The 18124-nt window shown below is 67.1% G+C and carries 18 protein-coding genes; 11 read left to right on the forward strand and 7 right to left on the reverse strand.

Features of this window, described 5'->3' with window-relative positions:
• The first annotated feature begins 131 nt into the window (after nucleotides 1-131).
• Nucleotides 132-659 (forward strand): sterol desaturase family protein, encoded by a 528-nt coding sequence (locus QMX82_RS04010; protein ID WP_282281316.1) that lies wholly within the window; start codon nucleotides 132-134, stop codon nucleotides 657-659.
• Between the two features lie 40 nt (nucleotides 660-699).
• Here the strand turns inward: QMX82_RS04010 and QMX82_RS04015 are convergent, their stop codons facing one another.
• From QMX82_RS04015 to fni, 6 genes are all read right to left on the reverse strand, one after another.
• Complete coding sequence (locus QMX82_RS04015; RefSeq protein WP_282281317.1) at nucleotides 700-1233, reverse strand: gluconate 2-dehydrogenase subunit 3 family protein; 534 nt, start codon at nucleotides 1231-1233, stop codon at nucleotides 700-702.
• A gap of 172 nt (nucleotides 1234-1405) precedes the next feature.
• A complete protein-coding gene (locus QMX82_RS04020) occupies nucleotides 1406-2341 on the reverse strand; it encodes a phytoene/squalene synthase family protein (RefSeq protein WP_282281318.1) in 936 nt (311 codons plus the stop codon).
• A 2-nt stretch (nucleotides 2342-2343) separates the two neighbouring features.
• Complete coding sequence (locus QMX82_RS04025; RefSeq protein ID WP_133859456.1) at nucleotides 2344-3840, reverse strand: phytoene desaturase; 1497 nt, start codon at nucleotides 3838-3840, stop codon at nucleotides 2344-2346.
• A complete protein-coding gene (crtY, locus tag QMX82_RS04030) occupies nucleotides 3837-5030 on the reverse strand; it encodes a lycopene beta-cyclase CrtY (RefSeq protein WP_282281366.1) in 1194 nt (397 codons plus the stop codon). The genes QMX82_RS04025 and crtY overlap by 4 nt, the downstream gene beginning before the upstream one ends.
• Nucleotides 4993-6288 carry a nucleotide disphospho-sugar-binding domain-containing protein gene (locus QMX82_RS04035; RefSeq protein WP_282281319.1) on the reverse strand — a complete coding sequence of 432 codons (1296 nt, stop codon included), beginning with the start codon at nucleotides 6286-6288 and terminating at the stop codon, nucleotides 4993-4995. Before QMX82_RS04035 ends, crtY begins: the two co-directional genes overlap by 38 nt.
• Nucleotides 6288-7337 carry a type 2 isopentenyl-diphosphate Delta-isomerase gene (fni, locus tag QMX82_RS04040; protein ID WP_208694732.1) on the reverse strand — a complete coding sequence of 350 codons (1050 nt, stop codon included), beginning with the start codon at nucleotides 7335-7337 and terminating at the stop codon, nucleotides 6288-6290. Before fni ends, QMX82_RS04035 begins: the two co-directional genes overlap by 1 nt.
• A gap of 135 nt (nucleotides 7338-7472) precedes the next feature.
• Between fni and QMX82_RS04045 the strand changes: the two genes are divergently transcribed.
• Both QMX82_RS04045 and QMX82_RS04050 read left to right on the forward strand, forming a co-directional pair.
• Entirely contained in the window at nucleotides 7473-8354 is an 882-nt protein-coding gene (locus QMX82_RS04045; RefSeq protein ID WP_282281320.1) for a polyprenyl synthetase family protein, read from the forward strand.
• A 67-nt stretch (nucleotides 8355-8421) separates the two neighbouring features.
• Nucleotides 8422-8646 carry a hypothetical protein gene (locus QMX82_RS04050; protein WP_208694734.1) on the forward strand — a complete coding sequence of 75 codons (225 nt, stop codon included), beginning with the start codon at nucleotides 8422-8424 and terminating at the stop codon, nucleotides 8644-8646.
• Nucleotides 8647-8664: 18 nt separating this feature from the next.
• Here the strand turns inward: QMX82_RS04050 and pdeM are convergent, their stop codons facing one another.
• Nucleotides 8665-9324, reverse strand: coding sequence for a ligase-associated DNA damage response endonuclease PdeM (gene pdeM / locus QMX82_RS04055; protein ID WP_282281321.1), 660 nt, complete (start codon nucleotides 9322-9324; stop codon nucleotides 8665-8667).
• A gap of 296 nt (nucleotides 9325-9620) precedes the next feature.
• Here pdeM and QMX82_RS04060 point away from each other — a divergent pair, with 296 nt between their 5' ends.
• The 8 genes from QMX82_RS04060 (at nucleotide 9621) to QMX82_RS04095 (ending at nucleotide 18121) form a co-directional block, all read left to right on the forward strand.
• Nucleotides 9621-9884 carry a YeaC family protein gene (locus tag QMX82_RS04060; RefSeq protein ID WP_007162881.1) on the forward strand — a complete coding sequence of 88 codons (264 nt, stop codon included), beginning with the start codon at nucleotides 9621-9623 and terminating at the stop codon, nucleotides 9882-9884.
• A gap of 271 nt (nucleotides 9885-10155) precedes the next feature.
• Nucleotides 10156-10998: a DUF2797 domain-containing protein gene (locus QMX82_RS04065; RefSeq protein WP_208694943.1), complete on the forward strand. Its 843-nt coding sequence runs from the start codon at nucleotides 10156-10158 to the stop codon at nucleotides 10996-10998.
• Nucleotides 10999-11009: 11 nt separating this feature from the next.
• Nucleotides 11010-13649, forward strand: a complete 2640-nt coding sequence (gene pepN, locus QMX82_RS04070) for an aminopeptidase N (protein WP_282281322.1) — start codon at nucleotides 11010-11012, stop codon at nucleotides 13647-13649.
• Between the two features lie 317 nt (nucleotides 13650-13966).
• The gene (locus QMX82_RS04075) at nucleotides 13967-14575 is read left to right on the forward strand and encodes a hypothetical protein (protein ID WP_282281323.1); all 609 of its coding nucleotides are present in this window, start codon (nucleotides 13967-13969) and stop codon (nucleotides 14573-14575) included.
• A 123-nt stretch (nucleotides 14576-14698) separates the two neighbouring features.
• On the forward strand, nucleotides 14699-15286 hold the full coding sequence (locus tag QMX82_RS04080) for a LemA family protein (protein ID WP_282281324.1): 588 nt from the start codon (nucleotides 14699-14701) through the stop codon (nucleotides 15284-15286).
• A 4-nt stretch (nucleotides 15287-15290) separates the two neighbouring features.
• A complete protein-coding gene (locus QMX82_RS04085; RefSeq protein ID WP_282281325.1) occupies nucleotides 15291-15506 on the forward strand; it encodes a hypothetical protein in 216 nt (71 codons plus the stop codon).
• 36 nt (nucleotides 15507-15542) lie between these two features.
• Complete coding sequence (locus QMX82_RS04090; protein WP_282281326.1) at nucleotides 15543-17150, forward strand: M48 family metalloprotease; 1608 nt, start codon at nucleotides 15543-15545, stop codon at nucleotides 17148-17150.
• A gap of 68 nt (nucleotides 17151-17218) precedes the next feature.
• Nucleotides 17219-18121 carry a response regulator gene (locus tag QMX82_RS04095; RefSeq protein WP_158889922.1) on the forward strand — a complete coding sequence of 301 codons (903 nt, stop codon included), beginning with the start codon at nucleotides 17219-17221 and terminating at the stop codon, nucleotides 18119-18121.
• The last annotated feature ends 3 nt before the right edge of the window (nucleotides 18122-18124 follow it).

Raw genomic sequence — 18124 nt, forward strand, 5'->3', positions numbered from 1 at the left:
CAAGGCGAAAATGCTTGAGGAAGCGGAGTTTACGAGTTGTAAATGAGCATTCCGAAAGCATTTTCAACACAGTTTGGCCGACGCGCAGCAGATTGTGAGCAGCTTCTGAGCAGGCGCCTGCGGAGGTAACGTTGGAATTACTGATCAATGCGGGCATCGTGCTGGCCACCGTGGCGGGCATGGAAGTCTTCGCCTGGTGGTCGCACAAGTACATCATGCACGGCTGGGGATGGGGCTGGCATGAATCCCACCACCGCGCACGCACGGGCTGGTTCGAGAAGAACGATCTCTATGCGATCGTCTTCGCCGGCCTGGCCATCCTGCTGATCGCCCTGGGCAATGCCGGTTACTGGCGCCTGCAATGGATAGGCGCCGGCATGACCCTCTACGGCCTGCTGTACTTCATCGCCCACGATGGCCTGGTGCATCAGCGCTGGCCCTTCCGCTACATCCCGCGCACCGGCTATCTGAAGCGGCTCTATCAGGCGCATCGCATGCACCATGCGGTGGACGGCAAGGACGGCTGCGTGTCCTTCGGTTTCCTGCTGGCACCGACCACCCAGCAGCTCAAGCAGCAGTTGCGCGAGATACACGGCGGCGCCCTGGATTCCTCGCGTGAACGCAAGACCCGGGACCGGGTGCAGGAAGGCGCGGACTAGGCGGGAGAGGAAAGCGCCTCCAGGGAGGCGCTAACCGGAGTCAGGCGACGGCGGGGGTATCGTCGTAGGCAGCGAACAGCGAGTGCGCATACTGGCTGCGTTCGCTCTCGTTGCGCAGCAGATCGATGAATTCCTTGGCGGGCGGATTCAGGGTGCCCGCCTCGGCGGCGGTGACCACCTGGGCCTGCTCACCGGCCGCCAACTCGGCGAAACCGGCACCCAGCCGCTCGGTGCAGTAGCTGTTCACCACCGCCAGGCCGTCACGCAGCAGATCGCGCAGGTTGGCACCCTGCTGGACCTGGGCCTGCTCGTCGAAGGGATCGGCGATGCTGGATCTGTCGCCGTGGGCGTAGGGGGTCAGCATGTGGCGGTCGATGAATTCGGGCAGGCGGGTATCAGCCTGTTCGCTATCGGCCTGCAAGTGAGCGCAGAGGGCGACCAGGGTGCGCCACTGGGTGGCGTTGAAGAATTCGGGCTTGTAACCGGACTGCGCGTTAGCGGAAAGGCCAAGGGCAAGTAGTGACGAGGAGGCAGCGAAGCGATCGTGTGAAACAGCCGTTTCCGTCTTGTGCATGTGCATATCCCATACTCGTAGGCTGACTACCGGATGCAGCGCTCTGGCTCAGGCATCCATCCATCCGCGGCCCGCGAGGGGTCGCTTTAATCCGACCCGTTTATCGCATAAAAGTTTGCTGTTGGGCATCCCCGAGATGCACGCAAATGTGACCGAGGCGCGATCACTGGCGTCAGCGCCGCGGCCGGGTCCAGAGCTCGGTCGGGCGAGGCTCGTCGCGCTGGTGACGGGAGAGCATAGCGCGCGCGGCGCCGCGACAGACCAGGCGCAGCTTGTCGGCGGTGCTGGTGCTGACGCGCTGGTCCCAGGCATGGCTGCCCAGTTGCAGGACCTGGACCCCGATCTCGCGGTAGACGCCGCGGGCGGTGGCGATGGCCCAGGCCGAGCGCAGGGGCAGGGCGGCGATGCCCTGGCGTGCCGAGTCATAGTAGGGCTCGGCCAGGCGTACCAGCCGCTCGGCCAGCTGGGCGACCGCTTCGCGATGGCGCGGCTCCGCCAGTTCGCCCGCCGGCACGCCGAGTTCGTCGAGCCACAGCCGTGGCAGGTAGATGCGCCCGATACGGGCGTCCTCGACGATGTCGCGAGCGATGTTGGTGAGCTGGAAGGCCATGCCCAGGTCGCAGGCGCGATCCAGGGTTTCCTCGTCTTCGGCGCCCATGATGCGCGCCATCATCACCCCGACCACCCCGGCGACGTGGTAGCAGTACTCCAGGGTGTCTTCCAGTTCCACATAGATGCGTTCATCGACATCCATGCGAAAGCCGGCGAGGTGATCCAGCGGCAGCGCCAGGGGAATGCCGTGGCGCCTGACCACCCGCTGGAAGGCGGCGAAAGCCGGATCCTGCAGCGGCTCATCGCCGTAGGCGGCGCGGGTCAGGCGTTCCAGTTCGGCCAGACGTTCGCGCCCGGCGCGACGATCGCCGTCGACCTGGCCATGGCCCAGTTCCTGGCCATCGATGACGTCGTCGCAATGGCGGCACCAGGCATAGAGCAGCACGGCGCTCTCGCGGGTCTCGGGAGCGAACAGCTTGGCGGCTGCGGCAAAGCTCTTGGAACCGACGGCGATGCTCTGCTCGGCGTGGTCGACGACGTCATGGGTGGCTGGCATGGCTAACCGTGCTCCTCGAGGATGACGCTGGCGGTGGCCTTGGCCGAGCCGACCACGCCCGGAACGCCGGCCCCGGGATGGGTGCCCGCGCCGACCAGGTAGAGGTTGGGGATGACACTATCGCGATTGTGCGGCCGGAACCAGGCGCTCTGGGTGAGGATGGGCTCCAGGGAGAAGGCCGAGCCAAGGTGGGCATTGAGCTCCTGGCGGAAATCGGCCGGGGTGAAGATGCGCGAGGTGACCAGGTGCTCGCGCAGGCCGGGCATGTAGCGCTCTTCCAGGTAGGCGAGGATCTTGTCGCGCAGGCGCGGACCCTCCACGCTCCAGTCGACGTCGGCATTGCCCAGGTGCGGCACCGGCGCCAGCACGTAGTGGGAACTGTGCCCGGGCGGTGCCAGCGACGGATCGGTGACGCAGGGTGAGTGCAGGTAGAGCGAGAAGTCGTCCGGCACGCCCGGGCCCTTGAACAGTTCGTCGATCAGGCCGCGATAGCGCTGGCCGAAGCAGACCATGTGGTGTTCGAGGCCCACCGGCGGCTGGCTCAGGCCGAAGTGGATGACGAACAGCGACATGCTGTGTCGCTTGCGCTTGAGGCGGTTGCTCTCGACCACGCCATGAGTGTGGTGACCGAGCAGCTTGCGATAGGTATGCACCACGTCGGCGTTGGAGGCCACCAGGTCGGCTTCGATCTGGCTGCCATCGGCCAGGCAGACGCCGGTGGCCCTGTTACCTTCGGTGAGGATGCGCTCCACCGGCGTGTTCAGGCGCACTTCGCCGCCGAGGTCGGTAAAGAGCTTCAGCAGGCCCAGGACCAGCTGATGGGTGCCACCCTTGGCGAACCAGACGCCCCACTTGCGTTCCAGCGCATGGATCAGCGCATAGATCGAGGAGGTGGCGAAGGGATTGCCGCCCACCAGCAGGGTGTGGAAGGACAGCGTCTGGCGCAGCTTCTCGCTCTTCACGAAGCGCGACACCTGGGTGTAGACGCTGCGCCAGGCCGTGAGCTTGGCCAGTTTGGGACCCGCGGCGAGCATGTCGCCGACCTTGAGGAAGGGCTTGGCGCCGAGGCGGATGTAGCCTTCTTCGAACACCGCCTGGGAATAGGCCAGGAAGCGCTGGTAGCCGGCCACGTCGTCCGGCTCCAGGGCACGGATCTGCTCGTCCAGCCGGGCCTGGTCGTTGACGTAGTCGAAGCGGGTGCCGTCTTCCCAGCACAGCTGGTAGAAGGGGCTGACCGGCAAGAGCTCCACATAGTCGCTCATCTGCCGGCCGCTCAGGGCGAACAGCTCTTCCAGCGCGGAGGGGTCGGTGAGGACGGTGGGGCCGGCATCGAAGGTGAAGCCCGCCTCCTCATAGACGTAGGCACGGCCGCCGGGCTTGTCGCGGCCCTCGATGAGGGTGGTGGCGATGCCGGCCGACTGCAGACGGATCGCCAGGGCGATACCGCCGAAGCCGGCGCCGATGACGATGGCCCGCTTGGGCGCGTTACCTTGGGTCATGGTGCTTCCTTGGACTGAGGGGGACGAGCCAGTGCGGCATCCAGGGCTGGTTTCAGCGGTACCGGCGGTTTGCCGGAGAGGATGCGCAGCCGATCGAAGGCGGTGAGGCGGCCGGCGTAGAAACGCTGGATCAGCGGTTCGCCGAGGCCGTAGAACCTTTGCATGACGCGCACCCGGTGCTCGGGGCGGCCGGCGAGAAAGAGCATGCGATTGAGCAGGCGAAAGAAGCCCTGTTGCTGCCAGCGCCCCTGGGCGTACTGCCGCAGGGAGTCGCGCAGCCTGGCGCTGGAGGTCAAGGGTTGCGCGGCCAGGTGCTCCGCCAGGCGCACCGCCTCTGGCAGCGAGTAACCGGTGGTGGGATGGAACAGCCCCGCGGCCAGGCCAATGGGCGCGCCGGCGGTGACGTTGTCCCAGTAGCGGTCGAGATCGCCGCCCAGGGTGATGGGCAGCACGCCCTGTTCTTCGCGTAGTACCTCGGCGATTTCCCAGCCCTGCTGCCGGGCATAGTCGGCCAGGTGCTGGCGCAGGCGTTCCGCGGGGAGGCTTTCGCCGTCCGCATAGTAGGTGTCTTCGATCAGCAGCCGGTCGGGCGCCAGCGGCAGGCTGTAGACGAAGCGATAGCCGTCCAGCTGATCGACGGTGGCGTCCATCACGATGGGTTCGGCCAGGCCATGGGGGTGAATCAGACGCACTTCCTGGCCGAGGAATTTCTGGTAGCCCAGCCAGAGCGCCGGATCGGGTCGCGGGCCGCGGGCGTCGATCACCGCGCCGGCGGCCAGGGTGTAGCCATCGGCGAACACCACGCCATCGTCCTGCAGGCGCAGCACCTCGCGGCCCAGCAGCAGGCGCTCGGCTGGCAGCCGCGCGCTCAATACCTCATGGAAGCGCTCGGCGCTGATGCTGGCATAGCCGCTGCCGAGGTGCCGCTGGCGCGTGGGGAAACGCACCTCGTAGCCCGGCCAGCGATGGGCGACCAGGGGCTCGATCCAGGCATGCTGCGGCGCGGTGAGGTCCGGCTCGTGAAAGGACCAGGTGTGGTTGCCGCCCAGCCGCGGACCGGCTTCCACCAGGCGCCAGTCCAGCTCCGGACGGGTTTCCGCCAGGCGCAGGGCGAGCAGGCCGCCGGCCAGGCCGCCGCCGACGATCAGCAGGTCAGGACGCACGTTCGAGTCCTCGTCGGGCCAGGCCATCCACCAGGCGGGCGGCAGCCGCGACACCGCCGGCCGCCTGGGTAATGGGCACGAAGCGTTCGGCCGCCCGGCGATAGGCCGGATCGGCCAGCACGGCGCCCAGGGCCTGGGTCAGGCGGGCCTTGCTGGCCAGGCGCGGTGCCAGGCAGATGCCGGCGCCGACCCATTCCAGGCGGCGGGCGATGCCAGGCTGGTCGAACACCATGGGCAGGGCGAGCATGGGTTTGCCAGCCGCCAGGGCGTCCAGCACGGTATTGAAGCCGCCGTGGGTGATGACCGCGTCGGCGCGGGCAATGGCCGCCTCCTGGGGCGCGAAGTCGGTCACCCAGGTGGCGCCGTCGTCGAGCAAACGGCGTTCGGCATCGGCATCCAGACGTCCGCAGTGGGCGATCAGCACCTGGACGCCGAGTTGGCGACAGGCTTGGGCGATGTGACGGAACAGCGGTAGCCGGCCACCCTGCAGGGTACCGAAGGAGGCGAAGACGAAGGGCCGGCGCGGATCGATCTCCAGTTCCAGTCGTTGCTCACGCACCGCCGGCGAACGTAGTGGCCCGACCTCGTGAAAGTGCGGCGGCGGTGCACGACGTGGAAAGTCGAAGCCCGGTAGGCACTGGCTCAGCTGCAGATACGGCGAGAAACAGTCGTCGAGGGTCCGTCGCTCGCCGAGGCCGAAGGCCTGGGCCTGGCGCTGGATGACCTTGCCCTGGCCGCGCATCATCAGGTCGAACACCTGAGTGGCGCCCTGGACGATCTGCCGCTCCCGCTCGGTGGCGGGATAGGCGAAGGGTAGGGTGGGCAGCGGCAGGTGGGGCTCGCGATTCATCGGCACGGCGCAGGCCAGCGATGCATAGGGCAGGCCCAAATGGTCGCCGAGCAGTCCACCGGCCGGTTCCATCTGGTCGGCGATCAGGCAGTCGACCCTGAGGTCACGCAAGGCGGCCGGGCCTTCGCGGCAGAACAGTTCGGTATTGCGCGCCATGTCGGCGATCACGCCGAATACCGACCAGGGCTTGCTGCTGGCGGTACGCGCCAGCAGGGGCGCCAGGCTGCCACGTGGATGGCTGGTCGCGCCCACGGCCTGGAACTGGATACCTGCCGGCAGCGCCCGATCGCCCACTTCCACCTGGTGCAGCAGGGTGACCCGGTGGCCGAGCGCGACCAGCGCCTCGCCCAGCACCAGATGGGTGGACAGGTGGCTCGGCAGCGGCGGCGAGATCAGGGCGACATGCATGGCGGCGTCCGGTCGGGTGTCGGCCACTATGGGCACCGCCGCGGCGCGGCGTCCAGCAGCTCGGCCTGGCGCAACCCGGCCAGATCCGCCGAGCCGGTACAGAAGCAGGCGATGCGCAGCTGTTCGATCACCACCCGGAAATGCGCGATCACCGCCTCGGTGGATTCGGTGGCGCCGGGCAGGGCCGCAGCGGCCTGGCCGGCCAGGTCCGCACCAAGGCGGATGGCCTTGGCCACGTCGATACCGTCGCGGATGCCGCCCGAGGCGATCACTGTCGCCTGGGGGCAGGCGGCGCGCACCTGGCGCAGGCTCTCGGCGGTGGGGATGCCCCAGTCGGTGAAGGCGCGGGCGATGGCACGCTGCTGCTCGTCACGGGCGCGTTCGGCTTCCACCGCCGCCCAGCTGGTGCCACCGGTTCCGGCGACATCCAGTACCGCCACGCCAGCCTCCAGCAGTTGCGTGGCGACCCGGCCGGACAGACCGGCGCCGACTTCCTTGACGACCACTGGCACGGACAGTTGTGTAACCAGATTTTCCAGGGCTGCCAGAATGCCGCGCCAGCGGCGATCGCCACCGGCCTGCACGGCTTCCTGCAGGGGATTGAGATGCACGATCAGGGCGTCTGCCTCGATCATCTCCACCGCGCGCCGCGCCTCGTCGAGGCCGTAGCCGGCCACCAGCTGCGCGGCGCCGAAGTTGGCCAGCAGCGGCACGTCCGGCGCCAGGCGGCGCAATTCGCCGGTCAGGCCCTGATCGCCACCCTGCTGCAGGGCGATGCGCTGGGAGCCGACCGCCAGGGCGATGCCCAGGGCCTGGGCCGCCTCAGCGAGGTGGCGATTGATCAGCGCGGCCCGCTCTGGCCCGCCGGTCATGGAGCTGATCAGCAGCGGCGCGGCCAGGGGACGGCCGAACAGGCGGGTGCCCAGGTCGATCTCGTCGAGATTGAGCTCGGGCAGCGCGCAGTGCGTGAAGCGATAGGCGTCGAAGCCCGTGGTTACGGCGCTACGGGCCTTGTGGGGATCCAGCACGATGTCCAGATGGTCGTTCTTGCGGCTTGCCAGTTCCCAATCCACCATGTCTTCTAGAGTCCGCCCTGAATGACCTTTCGTCGGTCGTTGTGGTCTGGTAGGGGACGACGGGTTCGCTTTGCGAAGACCTAATCCACCGAGGTGCGACCGTTCGTCGGTTCCACATATGGAGTATCTCGACTCATGGCGACCGTATTAGTGCCGAACGCGACAGACAATTTTGCCGCTTCGCTGCAATGGCAGCGTACCCGTATCGACGAGCGTCTGGCAGAGCTATTGCCGGCCGGGACCGATCCGGTCGCCGCCGCCATCCGCAGTGGGGTCATGGCCCCGGGCAAGCGACTGCGTCCGCTGCTGATGGTGCTGGCCGCCGAGGACCTGGGTCAGCCCGATGAAGCCGTCCTCGATCTGGGCTGCGCTGTGGAAATGGTCCATGCCGCCTCGCTGTTCCTCGATGACATGCCCTGCATGGACGATGCCCGTCTGCGTCGCGGTCGGCCGACACTGCACGTCGAATTCGGCGAAGACGTCGCCATGCTGGCCGCGGTGGCGCTGCTCAGCCATGCCCTGCGCCTGGTCGCGGGCCTCTCCGGCGTACCGGCGGAAACCCGTACCCAGATGGTCTGCCAACTGGCCGATGCGGTCGGCACCGCCGGTCTGGTCTGCGGCCAGTACCATGACCTGCACGGTGGTCGCCAGACGCGCCCGGCCGATGCCATCGCCCTGACCAACCAGCTCAAGACCGGTGCGCTGTTTTCCGCGGCCATGGGCATGGCCGGTGTCGCCCTGGTCACCACCGCCACGCAGCGCGAAGCCTTCCAGGTGTTCGCCTGCCAGCTCGGCCTGGCCTTCCAGTTGCTCGACGATCTGGACGACGGCAAGGGTCTGGGCAAGGACGCCGGCAAGGATGGCGACAAGTCCACGCTGGTCAGCCTGCTCGGCCGCGACCATGCTCAACGCCAGTTACAAAGTCACCTCAGGCAGGCCCGCGAGGCTCTGGCCCAGGCCGACTGCGCCGAGGGCGCCCTGGCCGGCCTGCTGGATATCGTCTTTCGTCCGCGTTAGGGCGAATTACTGGGCATCCGGCCCTCTAACCTCTCGATAGCCTTGTTTCCGTGTGAGGAGTCTTGAGATGTCGAAGTGGAAAATTGCTTACAGTAATGTTGACGGCAATACCTCGGTGGTGACCACCGATGCTGAACAGAAGCCGGACATGGAGCGGGTCGCCCAGATCGTCCGTGACGATGCCCTGGAAGAGTACGACGACAGTGAGGTGCCACGGGACTACGACGAACCCACGGTAGCCTTGCTGGAGCGCCACGGCATCACCATCACCGGGATCACCGAAGAAGGCTGATCTCCTGGGTATCTGGCTCTAGCGCAGGGGCCAGATACCGCCATCCCCCACCACGAAGATCCGCCGCGCCGGGTCGGGTGCCAGCAGGTGCCCGCCGGTGAAATCGCCAAAGGCCGGCAGGATCAGCACCTCGTCGTTTTCCAGGCAGAAGCAGGGCAGGCGCAGCGCCTGACGCCCGCGTCCCTGCAGGCGAAAGGCCGGGTGGATATGGCCGGCCAGCACCGGCAGTCGCGGGTGCGGATCGGGTTCGTGCTGCAACGACAGACCATCCAGTTCCAGCGGTTCGCCCACCACGTCGATGCCCAGGGCGGTGGGCGGATCTCCCGCGCGACGATCGTGGTTGCCGCGGATCAACAGCAGGCGCAGATGGGCCTGGTGTTCCCGCCAGCGCTCCAGGGTGTCCAGGGTCAGGGGCGCGCGGGATTCCGGGGCGTGCAGGAAGTCACCGAGAAAGATGATCTCCTGGCAGTCGTAGAGCGCCAGCAGGCTGTCCAGCCGGGCGATGTTGCCCGCAGTGGTGCCATGGGGCACCGGTTGGCCCAGGGCCCGGAAGGCCGCCGCCTTGCCGAAATGGATGTCCGCCACCAGCAACGCCCGGCGTGCCGGCCAGTAGATGGCCTTTTCCGCGAGCAGCCAGAGTTCGACGCCGGCGAGAATGAGGGGGTGATAGGCAGGCATGGGGTCTCCGGAAAGCGCTTCCTGCTCTGATGGCGGCCATATGCCAGGGTTCAGCAGTGTGGTGCGTGCCGGGCCGCATCGCCAGCCCGTAGTGATGGCCGCCCGCCGATAGAGATGGATTGTTGACTCGCGTCACCCTGGCGATCCGCCGCCGTCGCCGCGCCTGCCGCGCGTGCAAGCGCTAGAACCCGCGACCCGCTCGCCCGCGAGGGCCTATGGCCACGATTGAGCCAGGCCAGGTGCGCCGTCGCCGGCAGCCCGGTAAACTGGCGGTTCACTAGAGTCCGGAGCGACCCATGTCGACATCCTTCGCCCAGATGCTGGAAAACATCACCCCCGATATCTACGAGGGCCTGAAGCTGGCCGTGGAGATCGGCAAGTGGCCGGACGGCCGCAAGCTCAGTCGCGACCAGGTCGAGCTCTGTCTGCAGGCGGTCATCGCCTACGAGGCCAAGCACCTGCCCGAAGACCAGCGGACCGGCTATATGGGTCCCCAGGAGTGTGCCTCCAAGTCGGTGCCCATCGAGAACATCCTGTTCAAGTCCGACGCCATTCACTGATCGTCCGCGCCTTACCCGACGAGGGGCCTTCGCCAGAAGAGGCACCTCGCGTCTTTATCAGAGCCCGCCCAACGTCTGCTGCGCGTCGGCCAAACGGCGTTGAAAAGGCCCTGGAGGGCCAGCCCCGTCGGAATGCTCATTTACCATTCGTGAACCCGAGCGCGGGTCCGATCCGCTTCCTCAGGCGTTTTCGTGGGGCCGCCTAGGCCTTGTTTGTCGCTAGCTCACGAGACGTTGAGCGGGCTCTTAGAAACCGAGAAGCACCACCGTGATGACCGAACTGGGCCGTGGCGCCCTGCGCAAGATGGCCGTGACCCTGGCCGACCCCGTCAACTATGCCTTCCGCCTCGATGAGCGCGAGGTGCCGGTCAATCCGCTGATCGGCCGTCGCCTGCGGCTCGAGTACCTGGGCGCCATCCATTGCACCCATTGCGGACGCAAGACCCGCAAGAGCTTCAGCCAGGGCTACTGCTATCCCTGCTTCACCGCCCTGGCCCAGTGCGACAGCTGCATCGTCAGCCCCGAGAAGTGCCACTACGAGCACGGCACCTGCCGCCAGCCGGAGTGGGGCGAGGCCCACTGCATGGTGCCCCACATCGTCTACCTGGCCAATTCCTCGGGCCTCAAGGTCGGCATCACCCGCGCCACCCAGCTGCCGACCCGCTGGATCGACCAGGGCGCCTACCAGGCGCTGCCGATCCTGAGGGTCGCCACCCGCCAGCAATCCGGGCTGGTGGAAGACGTACTGCGCAGCCAGGTGGGTGACCGCACCAACTGGCGGGCCATGCTCAAGGGCGTGGCCGCGCCGGAAGACCTGGCCGCGGTGCGCGAGCGGATCTTCGATGCCTGCGCCCAGGGACTGGACGATCTCCAGGGGCGCTTCGGCCTGCAGGCCATCCAGCCGGTGGTCGACATGGCGCCCATCGAGATCCATTATCCGGTCACGGTCTATCCCACCAAGGTGGTCAGCCACGACCTGGAAAAGACCCCCGTGGTGGAAGGCACGCTGCTGGGCATCAAGGGTCAATACCTGATGTTCGACACCGGCGTGATCAACATTCGCAAGTACACGGCCTATCAGCTGGCCGTGTCCGCCTCCGCAGCAGAGATGTAAGGACGTAAGCCATGCGCACCGACCAGCCCCAGACCATCTACCTGAAGGACTACCAGGCGCCCGAGTACCTCATCGAGGAAACCCGCCTCCGCTTCGAGCTGCATGACGACCAGACCCTGGTGCATGCCGAGCTGCGCCTGCAGCGCAACCCGACGCGTGGCGCGGGCTTGCCGCCGCTGGTGCTGCATGGCGAGGAGCTGGAGCTGCTGGCGGTGGCGCTGGACGACCAGACCCTGGCGGCGGGCGACTACCAGGTCGAGGCGGGCAGCCTGACCCTGCAGCCGCAGGGCGAAGCCTTCGTGCTCAAGACCTCGGTGCGCATCCATCCGGAAAGCAATACCGCCCTCGAAGGGCTGTACGTTTCCGGCACCATGTTCTGCACCCAGTGCGAGGCCGAGGGCTTCCGCAAGATCACCTATTACCTGGACCGGCCGGACGTGATGAGCGTCTTCACCACCACGGTGGAGGCCGACAGGGGCAAGTACCCGATCCTGCTCTCCAACGGCAATCCCGTGGCCAGCGGCGATGCCGAGGGCGGACGTCACTGGGCCACCTGGGAAGATCCCTTCCCCAAGCCGGCCTATCTGTTCGCCCTGGTGGCCGGTGACCTCCGGTCCGTGGAAGACAGCTATCGCACCGGCAGCGGTCGCGACGTGGCGCTGCGCATCTACGTCGAACCGGAAAACATCGGCAAGCTGCAGCACGCCATGGACAGCCTGAAGAAGTCCATGCGCTGGGATGAGGAGGTCTACGGCCGCGAATACGATCTGGACATCTTCATGATCGTCGCGGTGAACGACTTCAACATGGGCGCCATGGAGAACAAGGGGCTCAACATCTTCAACTCCAGCGCCGTGCTGGCCAGTCCGCGTACCGCCACCGACGCCGCTCACCAGCGCGTCGAGGCCATCGTCGCCCACGAGTACTTCCACAACTGGTCGGGCAACCGCGTGACCTGTCGCGACTGGTTCCAGCTGTCGCTCAAGGAAGGCTTCACCGTGTTCCGCGACGCCGGCTTCAGCTCCGACATGAATTCGCCCACGGTCAAGCGCATCGAGGACGTGGCCTTCCTGCGCACCAACCAGTTCGCCGAGGACGCCGGCCCTATGGCCCACCCGGTGCGCCCGGATCACTTCATCGAGATCTCCAACTTCTACACCCTGACGGTGTACGAGAAGGGCGCCGAGGTGGTGCGGATGCTGCACACCCTGCTGGGGCCGGAGGGCTTCCGCAAGGGCACCGATCTCTACTTCGAGCGCCACGATGGCCAGGCCGTGACCTGCGACGACTTCATCAAGGCCCTGGAAGACGCCAACGGCGCCGACTTCAGCCAGTTCAAGCGCTGGTACAGCCAGTCCGGCACCCCTCGCCTGGCGGTCAGCGAGCACTACGACGCGGCGGCCAGGACCTATCGCCTGACCTTCCGCCAGAGCTGCCCGCCCACCCCGGGTCAGCCGACCAAGGAACCCTTCGTCATCCCGGTCCAGCTGGGGCTGCTGGACGGCCAGGGCCGCGACCTGCCGCTGCGCCTGGACGGCGAGAGCGCGGCCCAGGGCAGCGACCGGGTGCTGTCGGTCACCCAGGCCGAGCAGACCTTCAGCTTCGTCGACGTACCCGAGCAACCGCTGCCTTCGCTGCTGCGGGGCTTCTCCGCGCCGGTCAAGCTCAGCTTCCCCTACAGTCGCGAGCAGCTGACCTTCCTCATGCAACACGACAGCGACGGCTTCAACCGCTGGGATGCCGGCCAGCAGCTGGCCGTGCAGGTGCTGCAGGGCATGATCGCTGGCGAGCCGCTGGACAGCCGACTGGTGGAGGCCCTGCGTAGCGTGGCCGCGGATGAGTCCCTCGATCCGGCCATGGTCGCCGAGATGCTGTCGCTGCCGTCCGAAGCCTATCTGGTGGAGCTGTCCGAGCAGGCCGATCCGGGTGCCATCCATGGTGCTCGTCGCCAGGCGCGCCGGGCCATTGCCGAGTCCCTGCGCGACGTGCTCTGGCAGCGTTATCGCAGTGCCCGCGAAGCCTCGCGCGCCACGCCCTACCAGGCCAGCGCCGACCACATCGCTCGCCGCAGCCTGCAGAACGCCGCCCTCGGCTACCTGATGCTGCTGGAAGAGCCGGAGGCGCGCGATGCCGCCCTGGAGCAATTCGAGCACGCCGACAACATGACCGAGCGCCTGGCCGCGCTGAGCGCCCTGGTCAATTCCGGCTTCGAGCAGGAAAAGGCCGAGGTGCTGGCGCGCTTCTTCGAGGAATTCAAGGCCGATCCGCTGGTGATGGACACCTGGCTCAGCGTCCAGGCCTCCAGTCCCTTGCCGGGCGGTCTGGCGCGCGTCCAGGCACTCATGCAGAACCCGGTCTTCACCCTGAAGAACCCCAACAAGGTGCGGGCGCTGATCGGTGCCTTCGCCAACGCCAACCTGGTCAATTTCCACGCCGAGGACGGCAGCGGCTATCGCTTCCTGGCCGACCAGATCATCACCCTCAACCGCCTCAATCCGCAGATCGCCTCGCGCCTGCTCACGCCCCTGACCCGCTGGAAGAAGTACGGTCCCGCGCGCCAGGCCCTGATGCGTGCCGAACTGGAGCGGATCCTGGCCAGCGGCGAGCTGTCCAGCGACGTCTACGAGGTGGTGAGCAAGAGCCTGGCGTAGGGCCATCCGCAGGTTAGGTTGAACGCAACGAAGCCCGACCTTGCCCGCTAGCGCAAAGCCTGACGCCCAGCGTCAGGCTTTTTTTCGTCCAGCTTTTCTCCGAAGCCGAAGCTTATGGTTCCGCCTGCGAAAAGGCAGCGCATGCCCGTGCCCGGCAACTCGTCTCGGCTCTGGCGCCGCTGGGCTGATAGAAATGCTTTAGGCCGGCAGCTGTATTCAAATCAGCTGCAGAACGAGGCGCCGCCGCCGACAGGGTGGGCAGGGGGTGTTTCGAGCGGCACCCAGGCCCTAATCACCGGAAGAGAGCGGAGCGGCAGATGAGTCATGCACAGCTGATGGATTGGGGATTCGTCCTGATAACCCTGTGCAACATCCTGCTGATCGCTCTGGTGGTGTTTCTCCTGTGGCAGCGCTATGTCGCCAGCGACGCGTCAGCCAAGGCCGAGGGTGCCAGCGAGGAGCAGCCGTTGCCGGTTCCCGAAGTGCCCGAGAGCCTGCCTGCCGATACCCCGCCGCCACCGCTCCCCGCCAGCAGCGGCCCGGCGGTGAACCGCAACGTCGATCTCTTCGACGAGGGTCCGGAAGAGGTGTACGACGCCAACTATCCCGAGTGGAAGAAGAGCGACGACCCCTACGTCGAGGAATTGCTGTCGCACCGCGAAGCCCTGGAGCTCAAGGTGGACAACATGGTCATGCGGCTGACCCGGGCGCACAAGGTGGTGACCGGCCTGCGCGCACAGAATCGCGAGCTGCGCGCTTCGGAGGCCCACGCGCAGCGCCTGCAGGAAGAGCTGACCCGGACCCAGACCAGCCTTGCCCAGCTGCGCCAGGAGCGTGACGCCCTGCTGGCCGAGCTACAGCCCGGTCGCAAGGCGGACTCGGCGCCCCGGCATCCGACCGACACGGGCGCGCCTTCCTCGTCCTGAACGGTGGTGTGCGGCGCCTGATTCGCCAGCCATCCCCTCAACCGTCGCATCCGTCGCGCTGCGCAACCGTTGGCGTGGCGTGCCCCTAGACTGGGGCGTCTCAGCACCTTCAAGGACGAATCGATGAAACTGCTGCTCCTGCTGGCTGCCCTGGTCGCCCTCGGCCTGTTCGCGATCAGCCTCTACAACGTCCTCATCACGGCGCGCAACGCCTATCGCAACGCCTTCGCCCAGATCGATGTCCAGCTCAGCCGTCGATACGATCTCATCCCCAATCTGGTGGAGGCGGTGAAGGGCTATCTGCAGCACGAGCGCGAGACGCTGCAGGCGGTGATGGCGGCGCGGCAGCAGGCGCAATCCGGTCTGCACCAGGCCAAGACCCGACCGGAGGATCCGGTCGCGCGGGCCGCCTTGGAGCAGGGCGAGCAGCGCCTCGGCAGCGCCCTCGGGCGGTTGTTCGCCGTCAGCGAAGCCTATCCCGAGCTCAAGGCCAACGAGACCGTCATGCAGCTGATGGAGGAGCTGAGCTCCACGGAGAATCGCCTGGCCTATGCGCGCCAGGCCCATAACGATGCGGTGATGGACTACAACAATCGCTGCGAGACCTTTCCCGGCTCGCTGCTCGCCAGCCGCTTCGGCTTCCGCCTGGCGCAGCCGCTGGCCCTGCCGGACGCAGACGCGCGGCAGGCACCGCGGATCAGCCTGAGCTGAGCGCGTGCGTTTCCTCGAGGACCAGGCCGCGGCGCGCCGGCGCACCCGGCTTTGTCTCGTCTTGCTGGCCCTGGTGGTGCTGCTCATGGCGCTGGCCAGCGCCGGCCTGGCCCTGGTGTTCCTGCCATGGGAGGTGATCGACTATCTGGGCGGGCGCGAGGCGACGCTGGTCAAGGCCGGCCTGACGTTCACCGGCGTCATCACCGCGGCCTCCTGCTGAAAGGTCCGGCAACTCGCCCGCCTGGGCGGGGAGGCCGTGGTCAGGCGATTGGGCGCGCTGCCCCTGGACGATCAGGCCGACCCCAGGACGCGCCAGTTGCACAACGTGGTGGCGGAGATGGCCCTGGCCGCCGGCATCCCGGTGCCGCGCCTCTACCTGCTGCCGGACGAACCGGCCATCAATGCCTTCATCAGCGGCTACGGACCGGCCGATGCCACCCTGTGCCTGACCCGCGGCGCCCTTCACCAGCTGACCCGCGATGAATTGCAGGGGGTGGTCGCCCACGAATTCAGTCATCTGCTCAATGGCGACATGCGCCTGAATCTGCGTCTGCTGGGCTGGCTGCATGGCATCAGCCTGATCGCCGACCTGGGTCGGGAATTGTTCTCCGATCGTAGCTCGACCACCGGCCGGGGCAGTGGCAACCCCCTGCTGAGTGGGTTGCTGGGCACCCTGCTGCTGGTGATCGGCGGCTGCGGACTGTTCTTCGCCAATCTGATCCAGGCCGCGGCGGCGCGCTCGCGCGAGCGCCTGGCGGATGCCTCCGCCGTGCAGTTCACCCGCCAGCCCCAGGGGCTGGCCAATGCCCTGAAGAAGATCGCCGCCCATCCGCTGCAGGGGCGGCTCTATCACCGCCGGGCGCGCAGCGTCGCCCACATGGTGCTGGGCGATTCGGGTGCCTCCTGGTTCGCCACCCACCCCCCGGTGCTGGAGCGCATCCAGCAGCTGGAACCAGACTTTGACGAGTGGCAGCTCGAGCGACTCCGGGCCGAAGCCCTGCTGCCCATGGGGGTTGCCCATGTCGCGGGCAATCCGGCATTCGCTGCGCCGCCGCCGGTGTCCACCGCGCCCCCGCCCGCGGCGGTAGCTAACCCCGCGCCCTGGCGGGACATTCCCGTGACCCTGCGGGCTTTCGTGCGGCAACCCCGGCAGGCGGCGGAGCTGCTGCTGGCGCTGGCGGCCAGCCCGTCGGCAGCGAGCGGCGGGGCAGGGCAGCACTGGGCCGACAGCCTGCATCCGTCGCTGCGCCTGCCGGTTGCCCAGCTGACCTTTCCAGCCATCCGCCAGCTGCCGCGGCCGGTCCTGCGCCAGCTGCTCGTCGACCTCAAGACAGGTTTCGCCGCTGCGCCTGAGCTGGATCTCTCGCGCTACTGCCTGGCGCGCATCATCCAGCGCCAGCTGATCGGCAGTCTGGCGCCCGGGCGTCAGCGACTGTCGGGGCGGGGAACCCTGGCCCAGGCCCGGGCCGCGGCGCTCACCCTCTATGCGGTGGCCGCCGAACAGAATCACCGGGACGTCCAGGCCGCTCGGCGGGCCTTTCTGCTGGCCGTCGCCAGCACCTTTCCCGGCCTGCATTGTGCCTATGAGCCCCCGCACCCCTGGCGTCCGGCGCTGGACGGCGCCCTGGCGCGACTTGGCCTGCTGAGCATCGCGGCCCGTACCCTGGTGCTGGAGGGCCTGCTGTGCCTGGTCAAGGCGGACGAGCGCGTCAAAACCTCCGAGTTAGAGCTGCTGAGGTTATATTGTACGGTGCTCGATTTGCCGTATCCTGCGCTTGACGAATACCTTGCAGTTGCCGATGACAAGCTGTCGCAAAAAGGTCGCCGTTCAGCTGATACTGGCCATGTGATATCTGATGTGTGATCCATACTGGCGCCCGAGGCGAGTCATCGCCGAGGGATAACGTGGCGTTCATAATTCAGGGATGGAACATGAAGTTCCTCGTGGTAGACGACAGTCGAGCGGTCCAGACCATCATCAAGCGGATTCTGGCGAATACCGGCTACAGGGATATCGAATTGCGCGTGGCGTCCACTGGCGAGGAAGCCGTGGCGCTGCTGGAGAGCTGGACCCCCAACCTGGTGCTCACCGACTGGCACATGCCCGGGATGACCGGTCTGGAATTGCTCCAGGCGATCCGCCAGCGAGTGGGCGCCGATATCCATGTGGGCTTTGTCACCACCGAGTCCTCGGCGCGCAACATCGAGGCGGCCTATCGCAACGGCGCGGCCTTCGTCGTGACCAAGCCCTTCGTCCAGGAAACCCTGCAGCAGGCGGTGCTCACCGTGCTGCAGGACGGCGCCAGTGCCGAGCAGGCCATCGAATCCTCCGGTCGCGAGAGCCTGCCAATCCCGACCCGCTTCAATCCCGATCCACAGCGTATTCGCCAGTTGCTCGGTCTGTCCTCCATCGTCTGCCAGATCGAGCCCATGGCGCCGATCCCGGTTGATCGACTGGCCTTGCCCTATGTGATTGGCATCTATGGCCACCCGCAGAGCAAGGCGCTGGAAGCCGTCTGCCTGCTGGACCTCAATGCGGCCTGCATTCTCGGTGGCGCTCTGGCCGGGCTCTCGCCCGCCGCCATCCATGCGGCCATCGCCAGTGCGACCCTGAGCCGCGAGATCTACGAGAACGCCACCGCCTTCCTCGCCGACCTCAGCGGCATGATCTCCGCCGGCAAGGGCGGGGCGCCGCTGGTGCTGAGCACCAGTCACCTGGTGCAGAAGCCCTTCGAAAAGCTCTACAGCCTCTGGCGGCAGAACAATGGGCGCGCCGACTTCAGCCTGTCCTTTCCCGGACTCGGCGACGGTTTCATCGCCTTCCTGTTGAGCTAGGGA

The sequence above is a fragment of the Pseudomonas sp. PS02302 genome (assembly GCF_029959585.1).
Classification (GTDB): domain Bacteria; phylum Pseudomonadota; class Gammaproteobacteria; order Pseudomonadales; family Pseudomonadaceae; genus Chryseomonas; species Chryseomonas aestiva.

Bases quoted from the DNA above. Each gene is read 5' to 3' on its own strand.
- QMX82_RS04025 (WP_133859456.1), bottom strand. From the start codon at position 3,840: ATGACCCAAGGTAACGCGCCCAAGCGGGCCATCGTCATCGGCGCCGGC.
- crtY (WP_282281366.1), bottom strand. From the start codon at position 5,030: ATGGCCTGGCCCGACGAGGACTCGAACGTGCGTCCTGACCTGCTGATC.
- pepN (WP_282281322.1), top strand. From the start codon at position 11,010: ATGCGCACCGACCAGCCCCAGACCATCTACCTGAAGGACTACCAGGCG.
- QMX82_RS04075 (WP_282281323.1), top strand. From the start codon at position 13,967: ATGAGTCATGCACAGCTGATGGATTGGGGATTCGTCCTGATAACCCTG.
- QMX82_RS04095 (WP_158889922.1), top strand. From the start codon at position 17,219: ATGAAGTTCCTCGTGGTAGACGACAGTCGAGCGGTCCAGACCATCATC.
- QMX82_RS04020 (WP_282281318.1), bottom strand. From the start codon at position 2,341: ATGCCAGCCACCCATGACGTCGTCGACCACGCCGAGCAGAGCATCGCC.
- fni (WP_208694732.1), bottom strand. From the start codon at position 7,337: ATGGTGGATTGGGAACTGGCAAGCCGCAAGAACGACCATCTGGACATC.
- QMX82_RS04080 (WP_282281324.1), top strand. From the start codon at position 14,699: ATGAAACTGCTGCTCCTGCTGGCTGCCCTGGTCGCCCTCGGCCTGTTC.
- QMX82_RS04045 (WP_282281320.1), top strand. From the start codon at position 7,473: ATGGCGACCGTATTAGTGCCGAACGCGACAGACAATTTTGCCGCTTCG.
- QMX82_RS04060 (WP_007162881.1), top strand. From the start codon at position 9,621: ATGTCGACATCCTTCGCCCAGATGCTGGAAAACATCACCCCCGATATC.
- QMX82_RS04050 (WP_208694734.1), top strand. From the start codon at position 8,422: ATGTCGAAGTGGAAAATTGCTTACAGTAATGTTGACGGCAATACCTCG.
- QMX82_RS04015 (WP_282281317.1), bottom strand. From the start codon at position 1,233: ATGCACAAGACGGAAACGGCTGTTTCACACGATCGCTTCGCTGCCTCC.
- QMX82_RS04065 (WP_208694943.1), top strand. From the start codon at position 10,156: ATGACCGAACTGGGCCGTGGCGCCCTGCGCAAGATGGCCGTGACCCTG.
- pdeM (WP_282281321.1), bottom strand. From the start codon at position 9,324: ATGCCTGCCTATCACCCCCTCATTCTCGCCGGCGTCGAACTCTGGCTG.